Annotated in this window: 19 protein-coding genes and 1 pseudogene; 19 read left to right on the forward strand and 1 reads right to left on the reverse strand. The window is 34.4% G+C overall.

The window, feature by feature from the left end:
• Positions 1-479: 479 nt before the first annotated feature.
• The 10 genes from A9CBEGH2_RS10865 to A9CBEGH2_RS10910 all read left to right on the forward strand — a co-directional run bounded on the left by A9CBEGH2_RS10865 (position 480) and on the right by A9CBEGH2_RS10910 (position 8,113).
• Positions 480-878 (forward strand): DUF1934 family protein, encoded by a 399-nt coding sequence (locus A9CBEGH2_RS10865; protein ID WP_232057280.1) that lies wholly within the window; start codon positions 480-482, stop codon positions 876-878.
• A complete protein-coding gene (gene argS / locus A9CBEGH2_RS10870) occupies positions 875-2,518 on the forward strand; it encodes an arginine--tRNA ligase (RefSeq protein ID WP_163104781.1) in 1,644 nt (547 codons plus the stop codon). The genes A9CBEGH2_RS10865 and argS overlap by 4 nt, the downstream gene beginning before the upstream one ends.
• Positions 2,519-2,533: 15 nt before the next feature.
• Positions 2,534-2,863: a DNA-directed RNA polymerase subunit delta gene (rpoE, locus tag A9CBEGH2_RS10875; RefSeq protein WP_115715923.1), complete on the forward strand. Its 330-nt coding sequence runs from the start codon at positions 2,534-2,536 to the stop codon at positions 2,861-2,863.
• A gap of 122 nt (positions 2,864-2,985) precedes the next feature.
• Complete coding sequence (gene fba, locus A9CBEGH2_RS10880) at positions 2,986-3,852, forward strand: class II fructose-1,6-bisphosphate aldolase (protein WP_115715922.1); 867 nt, start codon at positions 2,986-2,988, stop codon at positions 3,850-3,852.
• Positions 3,853-4,028: 176 nt separating this feature from the next.
• Positions 4,029-4,583 (forward strand): PadR family transcriptional regulator, encoded by a 555-nt coding sequence (locus A9CBEGH2_RS10885; RefSeq protein WP_118276990.1) that lies wholly within the window; start codon positions 4,029-4,031, stop codon positions 4,581-4,583.
• 241 nt (positions 4,584-4,824) lie between these two features.
• On the forward strand, positions 4,825-5,643 hold the full coding sequence (locus A9CBEGH2_RS10890; RefSeq protein WP_163104783.1) for an HAD-IIB family hydrolase: 819 nt from the start codon (positions 4,825-4,827) through the stop codon (positions 5,641-5,643).
• A gap of 48 nt (positions 5,644-5,691) precedes the next feature.
• Positions 5,692-6,561 carry a methionyl aminopeptidase gene (locus A9CBEGH2_RS10895; protein ID WP_118276988.1) on the forward strand — a complete coding sequence of 290 codons (870 nt, stop codon included), beginning with the start codon at positions 5,692-5,694 and terminating at the stop codon, positions 6,559-6,561.
• A gap of 14 nt (positions 6,562-6,575) precedes the next feature.
• Complete coding sequence (dtd, locus tag A9CBEGH2_RS10900) at positions 6,576-7,022, forward strand: D-aminoacyl-tRNA deacylase (RefSeq protein WP_118276987.1); 447 nt, start codon at positions 6,576-6,578, stop codon at positions 7,020-7,022.
• A gap of 9 nt (positions 7,023-7,031) precedes the next feature.
• Positions 7,032-7,901 carry a bifunctional methylenetetrahydrofolate dehydrogenase/methenyltetrahydrofolate cyclohydrolase FolD gene (folD, locus tag A9CBEGH2_RS10905; RefSeq protein WP_118276986.1) on the forward strand — a complete coding sequence of 290 codons (870 nt, stop codon included), beginning with the start codon at positions 7,032-7,034 and terminating at the stop codon, positions 7,899-7,901.
• A gap of 2 nt (positions 7,902-7,903) precedes the next feature.
• Positions 7,904-8,113 carry a DUF951 domain-containing protein gene (locus A9CBEGH2_RS10910; RefSeq protein ID WP_115715891.1) on the forward strand — a complete coding sequence of 70 codons (210 nt, stop codon included), beginning with the start codon at positions 7,904-7,906 and terminating at the stop codon, positions 8,111-8,113.
• Between the two features lie 51 nt (positions 8,114-8,164).
• On the opposite strand, the gene A9CBEGH2_RS10915 is transcribed toward A9CBEGH2_RS10910, so the two are convergent.
• Positions 8,165-8,560 (reverse strand): RrF2 family transcriptional regulator, encoded by a 396-nt coding sequence (locus tag A9CBEGH2_RS10915; protein WP_115715890.1) that lies wholly within the window; start codon positions 8,558-8,560, stop codon positions 8,165-8,167.
• 143 nt (positions 8,561-8,703) lie between these two features.
• Between A9CBEGH2_RS10915 and A9CBEGH2_RS10920 the strand changes: the two genes are divergently transcribed.
• The 9 genes and pseudogenes from A9CBEGH2_RS10920 to gpmI all read left to right on the forward strand — a co-directional run bounded on the left by A9CBEGH2_RS10920 (position 8,704) and on the right by gpmI (position 17,119).
• Positions 8,704-9,144, forward strand: a complete 441-nt coding sequence (locus A9CBEGH2_RS10920; RefSeq protein WP_163104785.1) for a globin domain-containing protein — start codon at positions 8,704-8,706, stop codon at positions 9,142-9,144.
• A 159-nt stretch (positions 9,145-9,303) separates the two neighbouring features.
• Positions 9,304-10,407: a redox-regulated ATPase YchF gene (ychF, locus tag A9CBEGH2_RS10925; RefSeq protein WP_163104787.1), complete on the forward strand. Its 1,104-nt coding sequence runs from the start codon at positions 9,304-9,306 to the stop codon at positions 10,405-10,407.
• A gap of 222 nt (positions 10,408-10,629) precedes the next feature.
• On the forward strand, positions 10,630-11,793 hold the full coding sequence (locus tag A9CBEGH2_RS10930) for an AAA family ATPase (protein WP_115715887.1): 1,164 nt from the start codon (positions 10,630-10,632) through the stop codon (positions 11,791-11,793).
• Between the two features lie 3 nt (positions 11,794-11,796).
• A complete protein-coding gene (locus A9CBEGH2_RS10935; RefSeq protein WP_115715886.1) occupies positions 11,797-12,336 on the forward strand; it encodes a hypothetical protein in 540 nt (179 codons plus the stop codon).
• 34 nt (positions 12,337-12,370) lie between these two features.
• A pseudogene (locus A9CBEGH2_RS10940) lies at positions 12,371-12,514 on the forward strand (DUF933 domain-containing protein); the annotation flags it as partial.
• Between the two features lie 131 nt (positions 12,515-12,645).
• Positions 12,646-12,885: a hypothetical protein gene (locus tag A9CBEGH2_RS10945; protein ID WP_232057281.1), complete on the forward strand. Its 240-nt coding sequence runs from the start codon at positions 12,646-12,648 to the stop codon at positions 12,883-12,885.
• A 108-nt stretch (positions 12,886-12,993) separates the two neighbouring features.
• Positions 12,994-14,628: a SulP family inorganic anion transporter gene (locus A9CBEGH2_RS10950; protein ID WP_232057282.1), complete on the forward strand. Its 1,635-nt coding sequence runs from the start codon at positions 12,994-12,996 to the stop codon at positions 14,626-14,628.
• Between the two features lie 82 nt (positions 14,629-14,710).
• Positions 14,711-15,328 carry an MntP/YtaF family protein gene (locus tag A9CBEGH2_RS10955; RefSeq protein ID WP_115715885.1) on the forward strand — a complete coding sequence of 206 codons (618 nt, stop codon included), beginning with the start codon at positions 14,711-14,713 and terminating at the stop codon, positions 15,326-15,328.
• Between the two features lie 213 nt (positions 15,329-15,541).
• Positions 15,542-17,119: a 2,3-bisphosphoglycerate-independent phosphoglycerate mutase gene (gpmI, locus tag A9CBEGH2_RS10960; protein ID WP_118276983.1), complete on the forward strand. Its 1,578-nt coding sequence runs from the start codon at positions 15,542-15,544 to the stop codon at positions 17,117-17,119.
• The last annotated feature ends 57 nt before the right edge of the window (positions 17,120-17,176 follow it).

Below are 17,176 nucleotides of genomic sequence, written 5' to 3' on the forward strand. Positions count from 1 at the left end.
AGAAGAGAAGACTTGCAACAGAAGAAAATGGAAAGAAATATTATATTATAAAATTAGAATATAATATTAATGGATTATAGTGAAATCACTTGATAATAGTAGAATAGAGTATTGGTTTTTTCGACATATATAATATAAGGAAAGATTTTATAAAAATTAGATCATTAAAAAGTTAGGAATAATTGCTATATATATAATATAAGGAAGAGTATTTAAAATTTATGTAAAAAAAGAGATTCTTTTGATAGAAAAATTAGATTATAAACATCGATTTTGATGAAATTTATATTCTAAAATTAGAATATTTCTTTATGATATTTATATTATAAAAGTGGAATATATTTTTTGAATAAAATACTTTCGTGGTATGTATTTAGGAAAAATGAAAAATAGGAACATAAAAAATTTATTTTTTTAATGAAAAAAAGGTTGCAGAGAATATAAATTCTGCTATAATGCTAAACGAATGTGGTGAAGACATGAAAAAATATGTAAATGTAAAACAGAAACATCTTTATACAAATGAGCGAAATGTCATGTTTGACGGATATGCTATATATTATAAGGAACATGAAGAGATGCGCTTGGAATATAAAGAAGAAGATGGGCATACAAAAGTATCGGTATGTGCAGCAGATTCAAGTCTAAAGATTGAAAGAACAAGCAAAGAAATGTGTACAAGTCTTTCTTTTCTTCCGAATAAGACGACAAAAGGATTTGTTCGCTCAGAGTTTGGTACGATTGATTTACAGGTCTATACGCATAAGTATATTAGAAAAGATAGTATTATTGCCATTGAATACGACATTCTTATTGAGGGAGAAGTAAGCGATGGCTATCGTATTATATGGAATGTGAAGGAGGATATGTATTCATGAATCAGATTGAAACAGCCTTGAAACAGGCGTTGGCTAATGCAGTAAAAGTATCTTTTGATGTTGAATTGGCTCCAGAGGAGATTGTTATTGAAATTCCAAAGGATAAAAGTCATGGGGATTATTCTACAAATGTCGCAATGCAGCTGACTAGAACTTTAAAGAATAACCCTCGAAAAATTGCAGAAGCTATTTTGGAAGCATTAGACAAGGATAGTGCTTCTATTGAATCCTGTGAAATCGCAGGACCAGGGTTTATTAACTTTAAAATTAAAAGTACGTCTTTGGCACAAGTTATTTCACGTGTTCTTGAAGAAGGGGATGCTTATGGAACAAACAATTCAGGAAATGGATTGAAAGTGAATGTAGAATATGTTTCTGCGAATCCAACAGGTGATTTGCATCTTGGACATGCACGTGGGGCTGCATGGGGAGATTCTATTACACGTTTGATGAAAGCAAGCGGCTATGATGTTACGCGTGAATATTATGTAAATGATGCAGGAAATCAAATCGTGAATCTGGGAAAATCTTTACAGGCACGTTATCGTGAACATTTAGGTCTTTCTTTTGTGTTGCCTGAAGATGGATACCATGGAGAAGATGTTAAAAAGATTGCCATTGAACTTGCAGAAGAATATAAAGACCGCTATGTAGAGGAAACAGAAGAAAACTTAAAATTCTTCAAGGAAAAAGGAATTGAATTTGAACTTGCGAAAATCCGCAAAGACCTGGATAACTTCCGTGTGCATTTTGATGTATGGAGCAGTGAGCAGAAAATTCGTGATGATGGTAAAGTAGAAAAAGCTTTAGATGTTCTTGCAGAAAAAGGATTAAGTTATGAGCAGGATGGAGCTTTATGGTTTGCGACAACAAAATTTGGTGATGATAAAGATCGTGTATTAAGAAAAACAGATGGTTCTTATACATACTTAGTGCCGGATATTGCATATCATAAGGATAAGTTAGACCGTGGATTTGATTTGCTTGTAGATTTGCTTGGAGCAGATCACCATGGATATATCCCTCGTTTAAAAGCTAGTATTGAAGCATTAGGAAATGATCCTGATAAATTGCAGGTAGATATTATCCAGATGGTTCGTCTTGTAGAAAATGGGGAAGAAGTAAAAATGAGCAAGCGTTTAGGAAACGCAGTTACGATTCGTGAATTATGCGAGGAAGTAGGCGTTGATGCTGTTCGTTACTTCTTTGTTCAGCGTGCAGTAGATACACACTTTGATTTTGATTTGGGCCTTGCCAGAAAACAAAGCAATGACAATCCTGTATACTATGCGCAATATGCACATGCACGTATTTGTTCAATTCTTCGTCAGGCTCCAGAATTTAAGGAAGCGCAGTCTTATGAACTGTTAACACATGAAAAAGAAATTTCTTTAATGAAATATATCAATGAATTTACAAATGTAGTAAGCGATGCGGCAAAAACAAGAGCACCGCATAAGGTGTGCAACTACATTCAGAAACTAGCACAGTATTTCCACAGTTTCTATAATGCTTGTAAAGTTATTGATCCACAGCAGGAAGAATTGTCAGCACAGCGTTTAGCACTGTTGAAAGCAACAAAAATTACTTTGAAAAATGCTTTAAATTTAGTTGGTGTTGAAGCCATTGAAAAAATGTAGGAGGAATTAATATACATGAAAAAAGCAATGATTGACGTAGCTTATGATATTTTATCAAGTAAGGATAAAGCATTGACCTTTATCGAACTTTGGAATGAAGTATGCCAAATTGCGGGTTTCACAAAACAACAGGAAGAAGATAATATCGCGCAGTTGTACAGTGATTTATCTCTTGATGATCGTTTTGTATGTGTAAAAGATAATAAATGGGATTTAAGAGAACGTCATACGTATCATGAAGTAGTTGTTGATACAAGCGATATTCTAATTGATGAAGATAATGAAGATGCTTCTGATTTTGATGAAGAGGAAGAATCTGAAAAAGAAACATCAGAAGAGTTTTAAGATGGACATTGTCCATCTTTTTCTTATGCCTTTTGTGAAATTGTGAACGTTTTTACTTTTCAAAAAGGCGAAAATGAAGTAGAATAATAATGTATTTAGTATACAACAAGGAGGAATTGAAAATGTTAGTATCAGCAACTGAAATGATTAACAAAGCTCACGAAGGGCATTATGCAATCGGTGCTTTCAACATCAACAACTTGGAATGGACAAAAGCTATTTTAGCAGCAGCTGAAGAAGCAAAATCTCCAGTTATGTTAGGAGTATCTGAAGGTGCAGCTAAATATATGTGTGGATTCAAAACTGTAGCAGCTATGGTTAAAGAAGTTCACGATGCAATGGGAATTACTGTACCTGTAGCATTACACCTTGATCATGGTTCTTATGATGGTGCAAAAGCAGCTATCGAAGCAGGATTTACTTCTGTAATGTTTGATGGTTCTCACTATGCATTCGAAGAAAACTTAGAAAAATCAAAAGAAATGATCGAACTAGCTCACTCTAAAGGATTGTCAATTGAGTGTGAAGTTGGTGGAATCGGTGGAGAAGAAGACGGTGTCGTATCTGCTGGTGAATTAGCTGATCCTCAGGAATGTAAAACAATCGCTGAATTAGGTGTAGACTTCCTAGCAGCTGGTATCGGAAATATCCATGGTAAATACCCTGCTGACTGGAAAGGATTAAGCTTTGATCGTCTAGAAGAAATTCAGGCAGTAACAAATGGTAAACCATTAGTATTACATGGTGGTTCAGGAATCCCTGCTGATCAGATCGCAAAAGCTATCTCTTTAGGTGTTTCTAAAATCAACGTAAACACTGAATTACAGTTAGAATTTGCTGCAGCTACTCGTAAATACATCGAAGCTGGTAAAGACAACGAAGGTAAAGGATACGATCCACGTAAACTGTTAAAACCAGGTGCAGAAGCAATCACAGCAAAAGTAATTTCTATGATGAAAGAATTCGGTTCTTTTGGAAAAGCTGAATAATTAAAAATATTTTATAGGAAAAAGGTCAGTTTACCGTATGGTTACTGACCTTTTTTGCATCAATCTATAGATATACAGTTATAAGCAATCTATCTGTATGCGTTTACATTGAAAACTTGCATTTTGACTGATAATTTGTTATTCTAATAGTAGAATATTACCAAAGGAGGTAACTTATGCCTTTAAAACATGCAATTTTAGGTCTTTTGAATTATGCTGATATGACTGGATATGATATCGACCGATATTTTAAATCTTCGATTGCGTTTTTCTGGTATGCGCAAACATCTCAAATTTATAAAGAACTAAATACTTTAATGAAACATCATTGGGTTGATTCAGAAATCGTATATCAAAGTGATAAACCAAATAAGAAAGTCTTCCATATTACGGAAGAGGGAAAGGTTGAACTTCACCATTGGCTGGCAGATGCCGATCTTAGTGAAATCATGAAATATAAAAATCCTTTGTTGATGAAAATCTTTTTCTCCAGTGAGATTGATGTAGATCAAACTATGCGCTTGCTGGAAAAATATATACGAGAATGCTCGGATGTTATAGATGCCATGAATGATGATATCAACAAAATTCCAGAGTTTGAAAAAGCCATCCAAAAAGAGAATGAATCTTTTTATTGGGGGATGACGATGACCTATGGCTTTATGTATTATCAAAATGAAATCAAGTGGGCAAACTGGTGCATTGATAAGTTAAAAGAAAAAATTGGATAATATCGTATGTATACAAAGCAAATATATTGATCATTTTAAATAAACAAAAAGGAGATGCATAAAGATGATGTATCTCTTTTTGAATTGGAAATTATAACGAATAAAAAGAAGTACGTATGCTTTATAAATTTTAAAGAAAAAAGCATGGATTCTTTGTAGGAAAACAGATTTGCAGGGTTTGTTTCATCTCTTTTTTTCATCTTTGTTTTATGTTATGATGTTAAGCATGGAGATGATACAAATGCACATAAAAACGGTAATTTGTGATATAGATGGAACTTTAATGGCACCTGGAGGGGGCTTATATGTTAGTGAGCAAGTAAAACAGAAAATGATTGATTTACAGGAAAAGGGAATTCTCATCATTCTTGCATCTGCACGTATTTTTCAAGGGGTTCTTCCTTTAGCCTATCAGATTGAAATGGACAAATATGGCGGATATATTCTTTCCAGTAATGGCACTTATGCTTATGATATGAAACATAAGAAAATGCTGTTTTGTGAAGGAATTCAAAAGGAAGATGCGTTTGAAATGTGGAATTTGTGTAGAAAAGAAGGAGTGGATTTTGGGATTGCACAGCCTTCCTGTATGGTGGCTTCTGGATTTAGTACAGGATTTTATCAGGATCACTTCAATTGTGATATTGATTTTATGATTACCACAAGACCACAGGAACATGTGGATAAAGAAATATCAAAATGCATGGTTTCTTCTAATAAGGAAAAAATAGATATAGCTTATCCTGTTTTAAAAGAAAATATTGAGTCAAAGTATCCTTATGTGGTTGTTAGAAGCACAGATACAGTATTGGATATCGTAAAAAAGGGATGTGGGAAAAAAGAAGGTCTGCAGAAGCTGATGACTTCTGTTCACTTATCTTTTGATGAAGCTGCCGCAATTGGGGATGGAAACAGTGATGCGTTAATGATTCAGGAAAGTGTTTTTGGTGCTACATTAGAAAATGGAAGTGCATTATGTAAACAATATGCAGATATGATAACACCATCCTATAAAGAAGATGGATGTCTTGCTTTTTTTGAGAAAATCATGGATTTATAAGAAATGTAGTATGGTATACTTATAATGTTAGAAAAGAGGTAATAAACGATGGAAATGGGAAGAAATACACAGTGCTGGTGTGGCAGTGGAAAAAAATATAAACAATGTCATGAAAAATTTGATGAAAAATATGCAAAGCTGGCAAGAGAAAAAAATATTATGCCAAGTCGAGAGCTGATAAAAAATGAAAAAGATATTATCGGAATTAAGAAAAGCGCAAAAATCAATACAGGAGTATTGGATCATGTCGCAAAGCATATTCATGCAGGGATGAGTACGGCAGATATTGATCAGCTGGTATATGATTATACGGTATCTCATGGGGCAATTCCTGCACCTTTGAATTATCAGGGGTTCCCGAAAAGCTGCTGTACTTCTGTAAATGATGAAGTGTGTCATGGAATACCAGATGAAAATATTATTTTAAAAGAAGGAGATATCGTAAATGTAGATGTTTCTACGATTTATCATGGATATTTCTCTGATGCATCTCGTATGTTTATGATAGGAAACGTAAGTGAAGAGGCAAAACGATTAGTAGAAGTCACAAAAGAATGTTTGGAAATTGGTATTAAAGCTGTAAAACCATGGGGGCATTTAGGAGATATTGGTGCTGCAATTCAAGAACATGCACATAAAAACGGATACAGTGTTGTCATTGATTTTGCAGGACATGGGATTGGGAAAGAATTCCACGAAGATCCTATTGTGCCACATGTTGGTTTAAAAGGAAAAGGCATGATTTTAGCACCTGGTATGGTATTTACGATTGAACCAATGATCAATGAAGGAGATTATCATTTATATATTGATGAAGATAATGGATGGACTTCTTATACACAGGATGGAAAATTATCTGCACAATGGGAACATCAGCTGCTTGTGACAGAGCATGGTGTTGAAATTTTAAGTTATTAATAGAGGACAAATGTATGCGAGTTGTTTTACAAAGAGTCAAATATGCACAGGTAAAAGTAAATGATGCATGTATTGGAAAAATAGAAAAAGGGTTTATGCTTCTTGTGGGAATTACACAGGATGATACATTGGAAACGATTCAAAAAGTCGCAAAAAAATGTGCAGGACTTCGTATATTTGAAGATGAAGAAGGAAAAATGAACCTTTCTTTAGAAGATGTACAGGGAGATATTCTTTCTATTAGTCAGTTTACCCTTTATGCAGATTGTAAAAAAGGCAGAAGACCTAGCTTTGTAAAGGCGGCTAAAGGAGAACAGGCAAATGCACTTTATGAAGCGTTTAATGAAGAATTAAGAAACTATGGAATCCATGTGGAAACAGGAGAATTTGGTGCAGATATGAAAGTAGAACTGTTAAATGATGGACCGGTTACTATTCTTTTAGATAGTGATGAGTTATAGGAGGAAAGCATGGGAAAAATCATTTATGGAAATGAAGTTGCGAAAACAGTCAAAGATGATTTAAAAAAAGACTTGGATCGATTAAAAAAAGAAGGGAAGCGTTTGCCAAAGCTGGTTGTTGTGCTGGTTGGAAATAATGTTGCCAGTGTTTCTTATGTGACAGGAAAAGAGAAAGCATGTAAAGAAATTGGCATGGAAAATGAACTTCTTCGCTTTGAGGAAAATATTCGTGAAGAAAAACTATTGGAAGTTGTGGAAAACTTAAACAAAGATGATAGTGTGGATGGTATTTTGGTACAGCTTCCTTTGCCTAAGCATATTGATGAAAGCAAAGTTTTACAGGCAATTGATCCAGAAAAAGATGTTGATGGTTTTCATCCTGTGAATGTTGGAAAATTACTGCTTCAGGAAGATGGTTTTCTTTCTTGTACACCAAAAGGAATCCTTCGTTTATTAGAATCCATTGGGCTAAGTGATTTAAGCGGGAAAAAAGCAGTTGTGATTGGAAGAAGCAATATTGTTGGAAAACCGGTTGCTCAGCTGTTGTTAAATAAGCATGCGACCGTGACAATTTGTCATTCACGTACAGAACATATTGAAGAAATAACCTCACAGGCAGATATTTTGATCGTATCAGTAGGAAGTCCTCGTCTTGTAAAGGCAAACTGGATAAAAGAAGGTGCGATTGTCATTGATGTGGGAATTAATCGTGATGAACATAACAAACTATGCGGAGATGTGGATTTTCAGGAAGTAGAACCTAAAACGTCTTATATTACACCAGTTCCAAAAGGGGTTGGTCCGATGACGATTGCGATGCTTTTGGAAAATACATGGGAATCTTATTATAAAAGAGAAGGAAAAAAACAGGAGATGTAAATATGATACAGCATGACTATGATTTAAATGATATTGTAGAAATGAAAAAAGAACACCCTTGTCATAAATCGAAATACTGGAAAATCATTCGTATGGGGGCAGATATACGTATTAAATGTTTAGGGTGTGGAACCAGCGTATTATTTCCAAGGACAGAATTTGAAAGAAAACTAAAAAAAGTCGTAGAAAAAGCAGGAAAAGAGGAAGAATAAAGAAAAAGTGCAGCTAGACAGCAAACGCAATATATGTCTGGGCGCACTTTTTTATAGTAAATCCTTTAGTGTGTACTGATGAAATACATTTTTAAATTCCTTCGATGCTTCATATGCGATTTTTTTCATTTTACAGTTTTTAGAGGCAAGTGGACATGTAGTATCTTTATGAAAACATTCCACTATAGATAAAGTATCCTCCGTAAGTTCTAATAAAGTACCTAGATTAATGTCTTCTGGTTTCATTCCTAATCGCAATCCGCCATTTCTACCCTGACGGGCAAGGACATAGTTTTCTTTTGATAAAAGATAGATTACTTTTTTCATATGATGTATTGATGTATGTAATTCTTTTGCCAGGGAATCTACGGTCCAGCGATCTTCTGGATAGGATGCCAATTGGATAAGAGCTCTAAAACTATAATCACTAAATTTTGATAGCTGCATAAAAATACCTCATTCATTCTTTGCAGATAGTATAGCTTATCAATTTTTAAAAGGCAAGGAAAAACAAAAAGGTGCATTTCAATTGCACAATTTAATTAGTTCTATTATAATAGCCACGTAATCAAAAAAGAGAGGTAAAATTTATGTTAGATAACAAAACAATTGAGATTATTAAAAGTACAGTACCAGCTTTAAAAGAGCACGGTTTAGAAATAACAAAAACATTTTATAAAAATATGTTTGAACAAAATCCAGAAGTCGTTCCTATGTTTGATATGGGACGTCAGGAAAATGGAGCACAGCCCAAAGCATTGGCTATGACTGTATTGGCAGCAGCACAAAATATTGATTCTTTAACAAACCTTCTTCCTGCTGTTGAAAAAATTGCAGTTAAGCATTGTGATTGCGGTGTAAAAGAAGAACATTATCCAATTGTAGGAAAACATCTTTTAGGGGCAATTAAAGAAGTTTTAAAAGATGGGGCAAGTGATGAAGTGCTAGATGCCTGGGCAAAAGCGTATGAGGTTATTGCGCAAGTATTCATTGAGAAAGAAAAAGAAATTTATACATCTCGTGTAAAATAGAGAAAGAATTTGTTGTTAATGTTATATGAAGATTAGGTTCTTGAAAAAGAGCCTTCTTTTTTATAGGGGATATAAAGAAGGATATTGCATATTTCTTTATATTTACTTGCATATAAACGTAAAAAAAGATAGAATGATAGAGCTGAGAGGAAGGATAGTATGCCATTAACTGCAGGAATTGTTGGATTGCCAAATGTAGGAAAATCCACGTTATTTAACGCAATTACAAAGAGTCAGGTAGAAGCTGCCAATTATCCATTCGCAACGATACAGCCAAACGTTGGGGTTGTAGAAGTGCCAGATGCACGTTTGGATCGATTGAGTGAAATTTGCCAGACAAAGAAAACAATTTATACAACATTTGAATTTACGGATATCGCTGGACTTGTGAAAGGTGCCAGCAAAGGAGAAGGTTTAGGAAACCAGTTTTTAAGCAACATTCGTCTAACAGATGCGATTTGTCATGTTGTTCGCTGTTTTGATGATGCGGATATTACGCATGTAGAAGGAAATGTAGATCCTATTCGTGATATTGAAATTATTAATCTGGAACTTATCATGGCAGATTTACAGACAGTAGAAAATCGCTTATCAAAAATCGAACGTAAAGCAATGACGAATAAAGATAAAGAAGCAATGGCAGAGGTTGCGGTACTTAAAAAAGTGCAGGAAGCTTTGGAAGCAGGAAAACCTGCCAGAAGTGTTGATTTAGATAAAGATGAATTATTTTTGATGAAGGCATTTTCTTTATTAACTTTAAAACCAATGATTTACATTGCGAATATGTCAGATATGGAGATTGCAGATCCTAATAGCAATCCCTATTATCTAAAAGTAAAAGAATTTGCGGAAACAGAAAACAATCAGGTTGTTCCTGTATGTGCAAAAATAGAAGAAGAATTATCAGGTTTAGATAAAGAAGAAAAACTGGAATTTTTACAGGAGCTGGGTATTCCGGAAAGCGGGCTTGATAAAGTGATCAAAGCGGCTTATAAAATCTTAGATTTATGTACATATTTTACAGCTGGTGTGCAGGAGTGTCGTGCATGGACATTCCGTAAAGGGATGTTGGCACCACAATGTGCAGGAATTATTCATACAGACTTTGAAAAAGGTTTTATTCGCGCAGAATGTTTTAAATATACAGACATTGATGAATTAGGAAGTGAACAGGCAGTAAAAGAAGCTGGAAAACTTCGCTTGGAAGGAAAAGATTATGAAGTACAGGATGGAGATGTACTGCACTTCCGTTTTAATGTTTAATATTTTATGAAAAGCAGGATGTTTCTTGCTTTTTTTGTTAGAGATAACATTTAAAAAGTAAAGTTGCTTGTAATACTTTACTAATGCGATTTAAAAAGAAAAACCATTTGATAAAGTAAAAAAAAACGGATTTTGTGTGGATTTCTTTTATTTTGTTGACTATAATATAATATATAAAAGAAAAAAACGAATTTTACGTTTTTTTATGGAGGGAGTGTTTATATGAAACTTCTTCGCCTGCAAGTTAGCGGACTTTCCTTGTTTAAAGACGATTTGGACATTATGTTTTATGGAACTCAAAATATATCTATAGAAGATAAAGAAACTATGTACCCTCTTTTTTCTAATATATATCTAAATTGCGCAACTGTATTTATTGGAAAAAATGCTTCAGGGAAAACAACGATTTTACAAGTGCTTTCTTTAGCACTGCATCTTTTAAATAATGAACCTATCAATCATTTAAAAGAAAAATATGTTTTGCGAGAATCAGAAAAAGTTACGATGAATATATATTTTTATTCAAATCAAGGTGATATTTATTGTTTAAAATCTGTAATAAAAACAGAAATTTCAGACAATAATGATGTTCTTTGTAAAATAGTTGATGAGAAGCTTTGGAAGAAGCCCCAAAAAAGTGTATCTTCAAAAAAAATGCTGACAGATTTCCAAAATATAGAACCAATTCAAATTCGTAGTGGAAATGAAATATATCTGATGGAAGATGTTAGTATGATGATTGCACATAATAAAAAGAATAAAGAGAATATTACAATCTCTAATTTTTTATCCTATACCAATATTCATACATTATCTTCTGTCAAAGATATCCCATCTGAAATCATTACATTTTTAGATCCAACCGTTGAACGTTTATATTTTGAACAGTCTGGGAATAAGACTCTTATTCATTTGAAGTTTAAACATAAAGAAGAAATTCTATTGAATTCTGTCACAGAACTGGAATTTTATTTATCAAGTGGAACGATAAAAGGGGTTATGACATTTGTACATGCTAGAAATATCCTTACAAAAGGGGGATATCTTCTAATTGATGAATTGGAGAACCACTTTAATAAAGAAATTGTTTCTACCATCGTTCGTTTATTCATGGACAAAAACTTTAATAAAAAAGGAGCAGTGCTAGTTTATACGACGCATTATCCAGAACTTTTAGATGAGTATAATCGAAATGACAGTATTTATATTACTGAAAACAAAGAGGGACTCTGTGTTACAAATTTATCAAAACTTTTAGATAGAAATGACATTAAAAAAAGTGATGTATATCAGTCTGGTATGATCGCCCAAACAACACCGGAGTATGAAGCCTATATGCATATGAAGAAATATATGTTCAACTATATTTCTTCAAAGGAAATGTAATTTATGGTGCTAGAAAGTTATAAAGCAGTTCTTTGTGAGGGAGCTGCAGAACAGGCAATTATGAATGTATTACTGGATTATGACTGCTTGATTTTTAAAAAAGAAGAATTGATAGAAGAAAAACCACTCAGAATACGAAGTGTTTCACATTTTGAGGCATCTTATCTACGAAAAAATTTCAAAGATAAAATTTCGATTATACGGATATTGGATTCGAGAAATGAAAATTTCAAAATCAGTAAAGCATATAAACATAAAATCAATGTGATTAATATAATTACAGCACCAGAAATTGAGATGTTGATTATTTTGAATGAAGGGAAGTATAGCGAATTTAAGAAATCGAATAAAAAACCTAGCAAGTTTTGTAAAGAAAATCTAAAAATGAAAGATTTAAAAAGTTATGATTTTGTATATTCCTATTTTAAAGATCCAAAAATGTTAATATCTGCAATTAATGCTTATTCTCGTATCTCACATATACAAAAGAGTGAATATTCTTTGCGGGATTTATTAAAAGAGGAAAATAAACGTATCGATTAGTGGATTTTTATTATGTGAAATTAGATAAGATTGTATTCACGCAGAATGTTTTAAATATACAGATATTGATGAATTAGGAAGTGAACAGGCAGTAAAAGAAGCTGGAAAACTTCGCTTGGAAGGAAAAGATTATGAAGTACAGGATGGAGATGTACTTCATTTCCGTTTTAATGTTTAATATTTCATGAAAAGCAGGATGTTTCTTGCTTTTTTTGTTGAGAGAGAAAAGAGACAGCTACGTTGCATATAAATTGACGAATACCTGGATTTTGCATATTCTTTACGTAGATAAAGAAAGGAAGTATGATCATGTTGAAAGAAGGACAATTGGTATATTATCTTGTAGGAAGTCGTGTTGATCAGGGACATGTCATAGATATAGAACAAAAAGCGAATGGAACTGGATTTACATTTCGTATTGATTCTTTTGGAGGGTGTGAGGGACAATATGTTATTGATAGTTCAGAAATAGGATTATCTGTCTTTTTAACGGAAGAAGAAGCAGATGCACATTGGGGAAATGGTCATGGGCTACCAACGTATTGTTAATTAGAAGAAATAGTGCTGGTTAAAAAAGCTGGCATTATTTTTTTATTTAACCTTTTCCAATACCAAAAAACTGTTTATAATAAAAAGGCGTTTTAGGAGGATAAGGTTTTGAAGGGGTATATTGAAGATTTAAAAAGAGAGTTTTATGGGTATAATGCTCAAAAACTAATGAAAGATGTATTGGCAGGACTAACTGTTGCGGCAGTTGCTTTGCCTTTGGCGCTGGCGTTTGGTGTTAGTTCTGGTGCGGATGCGGCAGCAGGTATGATTACTGCTATTGTTGCAGGTATAGTAATAGGTGGATTATCTGGGGGGTCCTATCAAATTTCTGGACCTACTGGGGCAATGAGTGCGATTTTAATAGGATTGTCTGTACAGTATGGATTGCAAGGGGTTTTCTTTGCTTCTTTTCTATCGGGTATTTTACTGCTTCTTGCATCAGCATTTAAAGTAGGAAAAATCGTTTCTTTTATTCCGGCAAGTGTTGTGACTGGTTTTACAAGCGGGATTGCTGTGATTATTGCGGGTGGACAGATTGACAACTTTTTTGGAACTGTTTCAAAAGGAAGCAATTTAATAGAAAAAATAGCTTCTTATGGAACATTGGGATTTCCGATACATTGGCAAACTGTATTTTTTGGTTTGCTGGTGATTGGGGTTATGATCATTTGGCCAAAGAAATGGCAAAGTGTCTTTCCTTCATCTTTGGCGGCAATTTTGCTGGCATTGATCATTCATGTATGTTTGCCGTTTGAAGTAGCAGAAGTGGGAGAAATTCCTTCTACTTTATTTCCAGAAGTACGTTTAATACCATCACAGATACCATGGGATCAGATGCGAAACTTAGTGTTTCCGGCTATCAGTATTGCGGCTTTGGGGATGATCGAGTCTTTGCTTTGCGGAGCGAGTGCAGGAAAGATGAAACATGAGCCGCTTCGTGCAGACAGAGAACTTTTTGCACAGGGGATCGGAAATACGATTTTACCGTTTTTTGGTGGTGTACCAGCGACTGCAGCAATTGCACGTACAAGTGTTGCGATTAAAGCTGGAGGACAGACACGTGTAGTATCCATCGTACATTCTCTTGTATTACTGGCATCGATGTTTCTTTTAGGACCTTATATGTCAAAAATCCCTATGGCGGCCTTAGCAGGTGTGCTTATGATGACTGCATGGAGAATGAATGAGTGGGCAGAAATTCATGAAATGTGGAAGAAGAAACTGAAAACAAATATGATTCAGTTTTCTGTTACGATGATTGCGACCATCGTATTTGATTTAACGATTGCGATTTTAATCGGGCTTTTATTCTCCTGCTTATTGTTTGTTGTCAATAATGCAGATTTGGAAATCTCCATTGAGGATATTGACTTAAAGCGATTGGATCGAGAATTAAGCTGTTCACATACGAAAACAAAAATGGTTTATCTTTCTGGACCAATGTTTTTCGCAACGCAGGGAAGAGTAAAAAAAGCATTGCAGGAGCAGGTCGATGAAGGTGTGAATGCGTTGATATTTTCTATGCGAGGGGTTCCTACCATTGATGACAGCGGGTTGCAGGAATTAAAGGAAATTGCACAATATTGTCATGAACATCATGTGTATGTTATCTTGTGCGGAGTTAGTCGAAATGTATTAACGCGTATGGAACGATATGAATTGCTGGATGCTTTTGATAATATTGTTTGGGATGCGATAAATGCATTAACTTTTCTGGATGAATTGTATCGAAAAGAGAAATAATTATAAGACTGCAGGTGATAAAAAGCCTGCAGTTTTGTGTCATAAAAGAAGAATGTACATATTTTATTGTGAGGGGATATATATGTTTCATTCCTTATTACTGGTAATTGCGTTAAGCATGGATGGATTCCTTGCCTCGATTGCCTATGGAGCAAGAAATATTCGCATATCGGTTTGGATAGCATTTCTTGTTAGTGCAGTAGGAACTACCTGTCTTGGTATTTCTTTCTTTTTTGCACAGTGGATAACTTCTTTTATTCCTGTGTGGATTTGTTCCTGGATAAGTTTTGGATTGTTCTTCTTTCTTGGTATCAGTTCTTTCTGCAAAGGCATGTTGAAAACAGCTTTTAAAAACAGAAGTAAACGGCAGCTTACCTTTGCGTGCAGCGGTTTTTCTTTTGTACTTGATATTTACATGGATGAAACGAAAGCAGATATGGACTTTAACAAGCGTTTATCTGTAAAAGAAGGATTGTATTTGGCGATTGCTTTATCGCTGGATTCTTTAGTAAGTGGAATTGCTTGTGCAGGTGGGATAGATCATCCATGTTCTTTATTGTTATGCAGTTTTATGATTGGAGGAAGTGTACTTTTGGCAGGTATAAAAATAGGCAATGTATGGGGAAAGATAGAAAGATGGAATCTTTCATGGATTAGCGGCATCGTTTTTCTTATACTGGCATTTACAAGAATCGTATAAGATGTGAGTTTTGAGAAGATACGTCAATGAGTAGAATCGTTGACGTATTTTTTAAATAAAGAGAAAAGAGATAGAAATACTTTGAAGCATGTTTATATTGAGACGATCATTTGCTGGAAGAACACGATTTCCCTGGCTTCTTTTTAATTGCCTATTTTCTCACAAAGTGTTATATTATATAGGTAAAATAGAGAAAAACAGGAGGAATTTGATATGAGCAAAAGACCAGTTGTATTGGTTGTTATGGATGGTATCGGAATCAACGCTTCTGAATTCGGTAACGCTGTAAAAAAAGCATATAAACCAACATTAGATGAATTATGGGAAAATTACCCTCACACAGAGATCAAAGCACATGGATTGGCAGTAGGTCTTCCAAGTGATGGCGATATGGGAAACAGTGAAGTTGGACATAACGCACTTGGATGTGGTCAGATTTATTCTCAGGGTGCAAAACTTGTAAATGAAAATATTGATTCAAAAGAAATTTTTAAAACAGAAACATGGGCACAGCTTGTTAAAAACTGTGAAAATGGGAAAATGCACTTTATTGGATTGTTGTCTGATGGAAATGTACACTCTCACATCAATCACTTAAAAGCATTGATTGCACAGGCAAAAGAAGATGGTGTAAAAGAAGTTCGTGTACATGCATTGTTAGATGGACGTGATGTTCCAGAAACAAGCGCATTGACTTATGTTGATGATATTGAAGCATTCATGGCTGGATTAAATGATGACAACTTCCATGCATGTATTGCCAGTGGTGGTGGTCGTATGACAATTACAATGGACCGCTATGAAGCAAACTGGGGTATGGTAGAAAAAGGATGGCATACACATGTATTAGGAGAAGGTAGAACCTTCACAAGTGCAAGAGAAGCAATCGAAACATATCGTGCAGAAACAGGTGTTGTAGACCAGGATCTTCCAGGATTTGTTATTACTGCAAATGAAAAACCAGTAGGAACCATTGAAGATGGAGACAGTGTTGTATTGTTTAACTTCAGAGGGGATCGTGCACAGGAAATCTCTTTAGCATTTGATACAGATGCATCTTTCGATAAATTTGATCGTGTAAGAGTTCCAAATGTAATGTATGCAGGAATGCTGCAGTATGATGCAGACTTAAACATCCCTCATAACTTCTTGACATATCCTCCAAAAATTCAATACACATTAACTGAAGAATTATGCAAACACGGTATTCGTGAATATGCAATTTCTGAAACACAGAAATATGGACACGTTACCTATTTCTGGAATGGTAACCGCAGTGAAAAAGTTGATGAAAACTTAGAAACTTACGAAGAAATTAAATCGGATGTAGTTCCATTTGAACAGCGTCCATGGATGAAAGCTGCAGAAATCACAGATAAACTTGTAGAAGCAATCAAATCTGGAAACTATGATTTCTTGCGTACAAACTATCCAAATGGAGATATGGTTGGACACACTGGAAACTTTGAAGCTACAGTCATTGGTGTAGAATCTGTAGACTTGCAGCTGGCTCGTGTGAAAAAAGCAGTTGATGAAGTAAATGGTATTTTATTAGTAACTGCAGATCATGGAAATGCAGATGAAATGTATGAAAAGAAGAAAAAAGAAGATGCTCCATTAAAAGCAAAAACTTCTCATACATTAAACAAAGTTCCATTTATCGTATATGGTGCTGATGTTGAGTTGAAACAGGATGATAACTTAGGATTATCAAATGTGGCAGCTACAGTAGCTGATTTACTGGAAATCGAACCAAACGAACACTGGAACGAATCCATTATTAAAAAATAAAACATAAAGAAGGAAACGGTGCAGCATAAAGTCTGTACCGTTTTTTTGAAAGTGGTA

The sequence above is a fragment of the Amedibacterium intestinale genome, assembly GCF_010537335.1.
GTDB lineage: Bacteria > Bacillota_I > Bacilli_A > Erysipelotrichales > Erysipelotrichaceae > Amedibacterium > Amedibacterium intestinale.

Coding starts and splice junctions, on each gene's coding strand:
- A9CBEGH2_RS10890 (WP_163104783.1), top strand. CDS start 4,825: ATGCACATAAAAACGGTAATTTGTGATATAGATGGAACTTTAATGGCA.
- argS (WP_163104781.1), top strand. CDS start 875: ATGAATCAGATTGAAACAGCCTTGAAACAGGCGTTGGCTAATGCAGTA.
- dtd (WP_118276987.1), top strand. CDS start 6,576: ATGCGAGTTGTTTTACAAAGAGTCAAATATGCACAGGTAAAAGTAAAT.
- fba (WP_115715922.1), top strand. CDS start 2,986: ATGTTAGTATCAGCAACTGAAATGATTAACAAAGCTCACGAAGGGCAT.
- ychF (WP_163104787.1), top strand. CDS start 9,304: ATGCCATTAACTGCAGGAATTGTTGGATTGCCAAATGTAGGAAAATCC.
- folD (WP_118276986.1), top strand. CDS start 7,032: ATGGGAAAAATCATTTATGGAAATGAAGTTGCGAAAACAGTCAAAGAT.
- A9CBEGH2_RS10885 (WP_118276990.1), top strand. CDS start 4,029: ATGCCTTTAAAACATGCAATTTTAGGTCTTTTGAATTATGCTGATATG.
- A9CBEGH2_RS10915 (WP_115715890.1), bottom strand. CDS start 8,560: ATGCAGCTATCAAAATTTAGTGATTATAGTTTTAGAGCTCTTATCCAA.
- gpmI (WP_118276983.1), top strand. CDS start 15,542: ATGAGCAAAAGACCAGTTGTATTGGTTGTTATGGATGGTATCGGAATC.
- A9CBEGH2_RS10945 (WP_232057281.1), top strand. CDS start 12,646: ATGTTGAAAGAAGGACAATTGGTATATTATCTTGTAGGAAGTCGTGTT.
- A9CBEGH2_RS10920 (WP_163104785.1), top strand. CDS start 8,704: ATGTTAGATAACAAAACAATTGAGATTATTAAAAGTACAGTACCAGCT.
- rpoE (WP_115715923.1), top strand. CDS start 2,534: ATGAAAAAAGCAATGATTGACGTAGCTTATGATATTTTATCAAGTAAG.
- A9CBEGH2_RS10865 (WP_232057280.1), top strand. CDS start 480: ATGAAAAAATATGTAAATGTAAAACAGAAACATCTTTATACAAATGAG.
- A9CBEGH2_RS10955 (WP_115715885.1), top strand. CDS start 14,711: ATGTTTCATTCCTTATTACTGGTAATTGCGTTAAGCATGGATGGATTC.
- A9CBEGH2_RS10910 (WP_115715891.1), top strand. CDS start 7,904: ATGATACAGCATGACTATGATTTAAATGATATTGTAGAAATGAAAAAA.
- A9CBEGH2_RS10930 (WP_115715887.1), top strand. CDS start 10,630: ATGAAACTTCTTCGCCTGCAAGTTAGCGGACTTTCCTTGTTTAAAGAC.
- A9CBEGH2_RS10895 (WP_118276988.1), top strand. CDS start 5,692: ATGGAAATGGGAAGAAATACACAGTGCTGGTGTGGCAGTGGAAAAAAA.
- A9CBEGH2_RS10935 (WP_115715886.1), top strand. CDS start 11,797: ATGGTGCTAGAAAGTTATAAAGCAGTTCTTTGTGAGGGAGCTGCAGAA.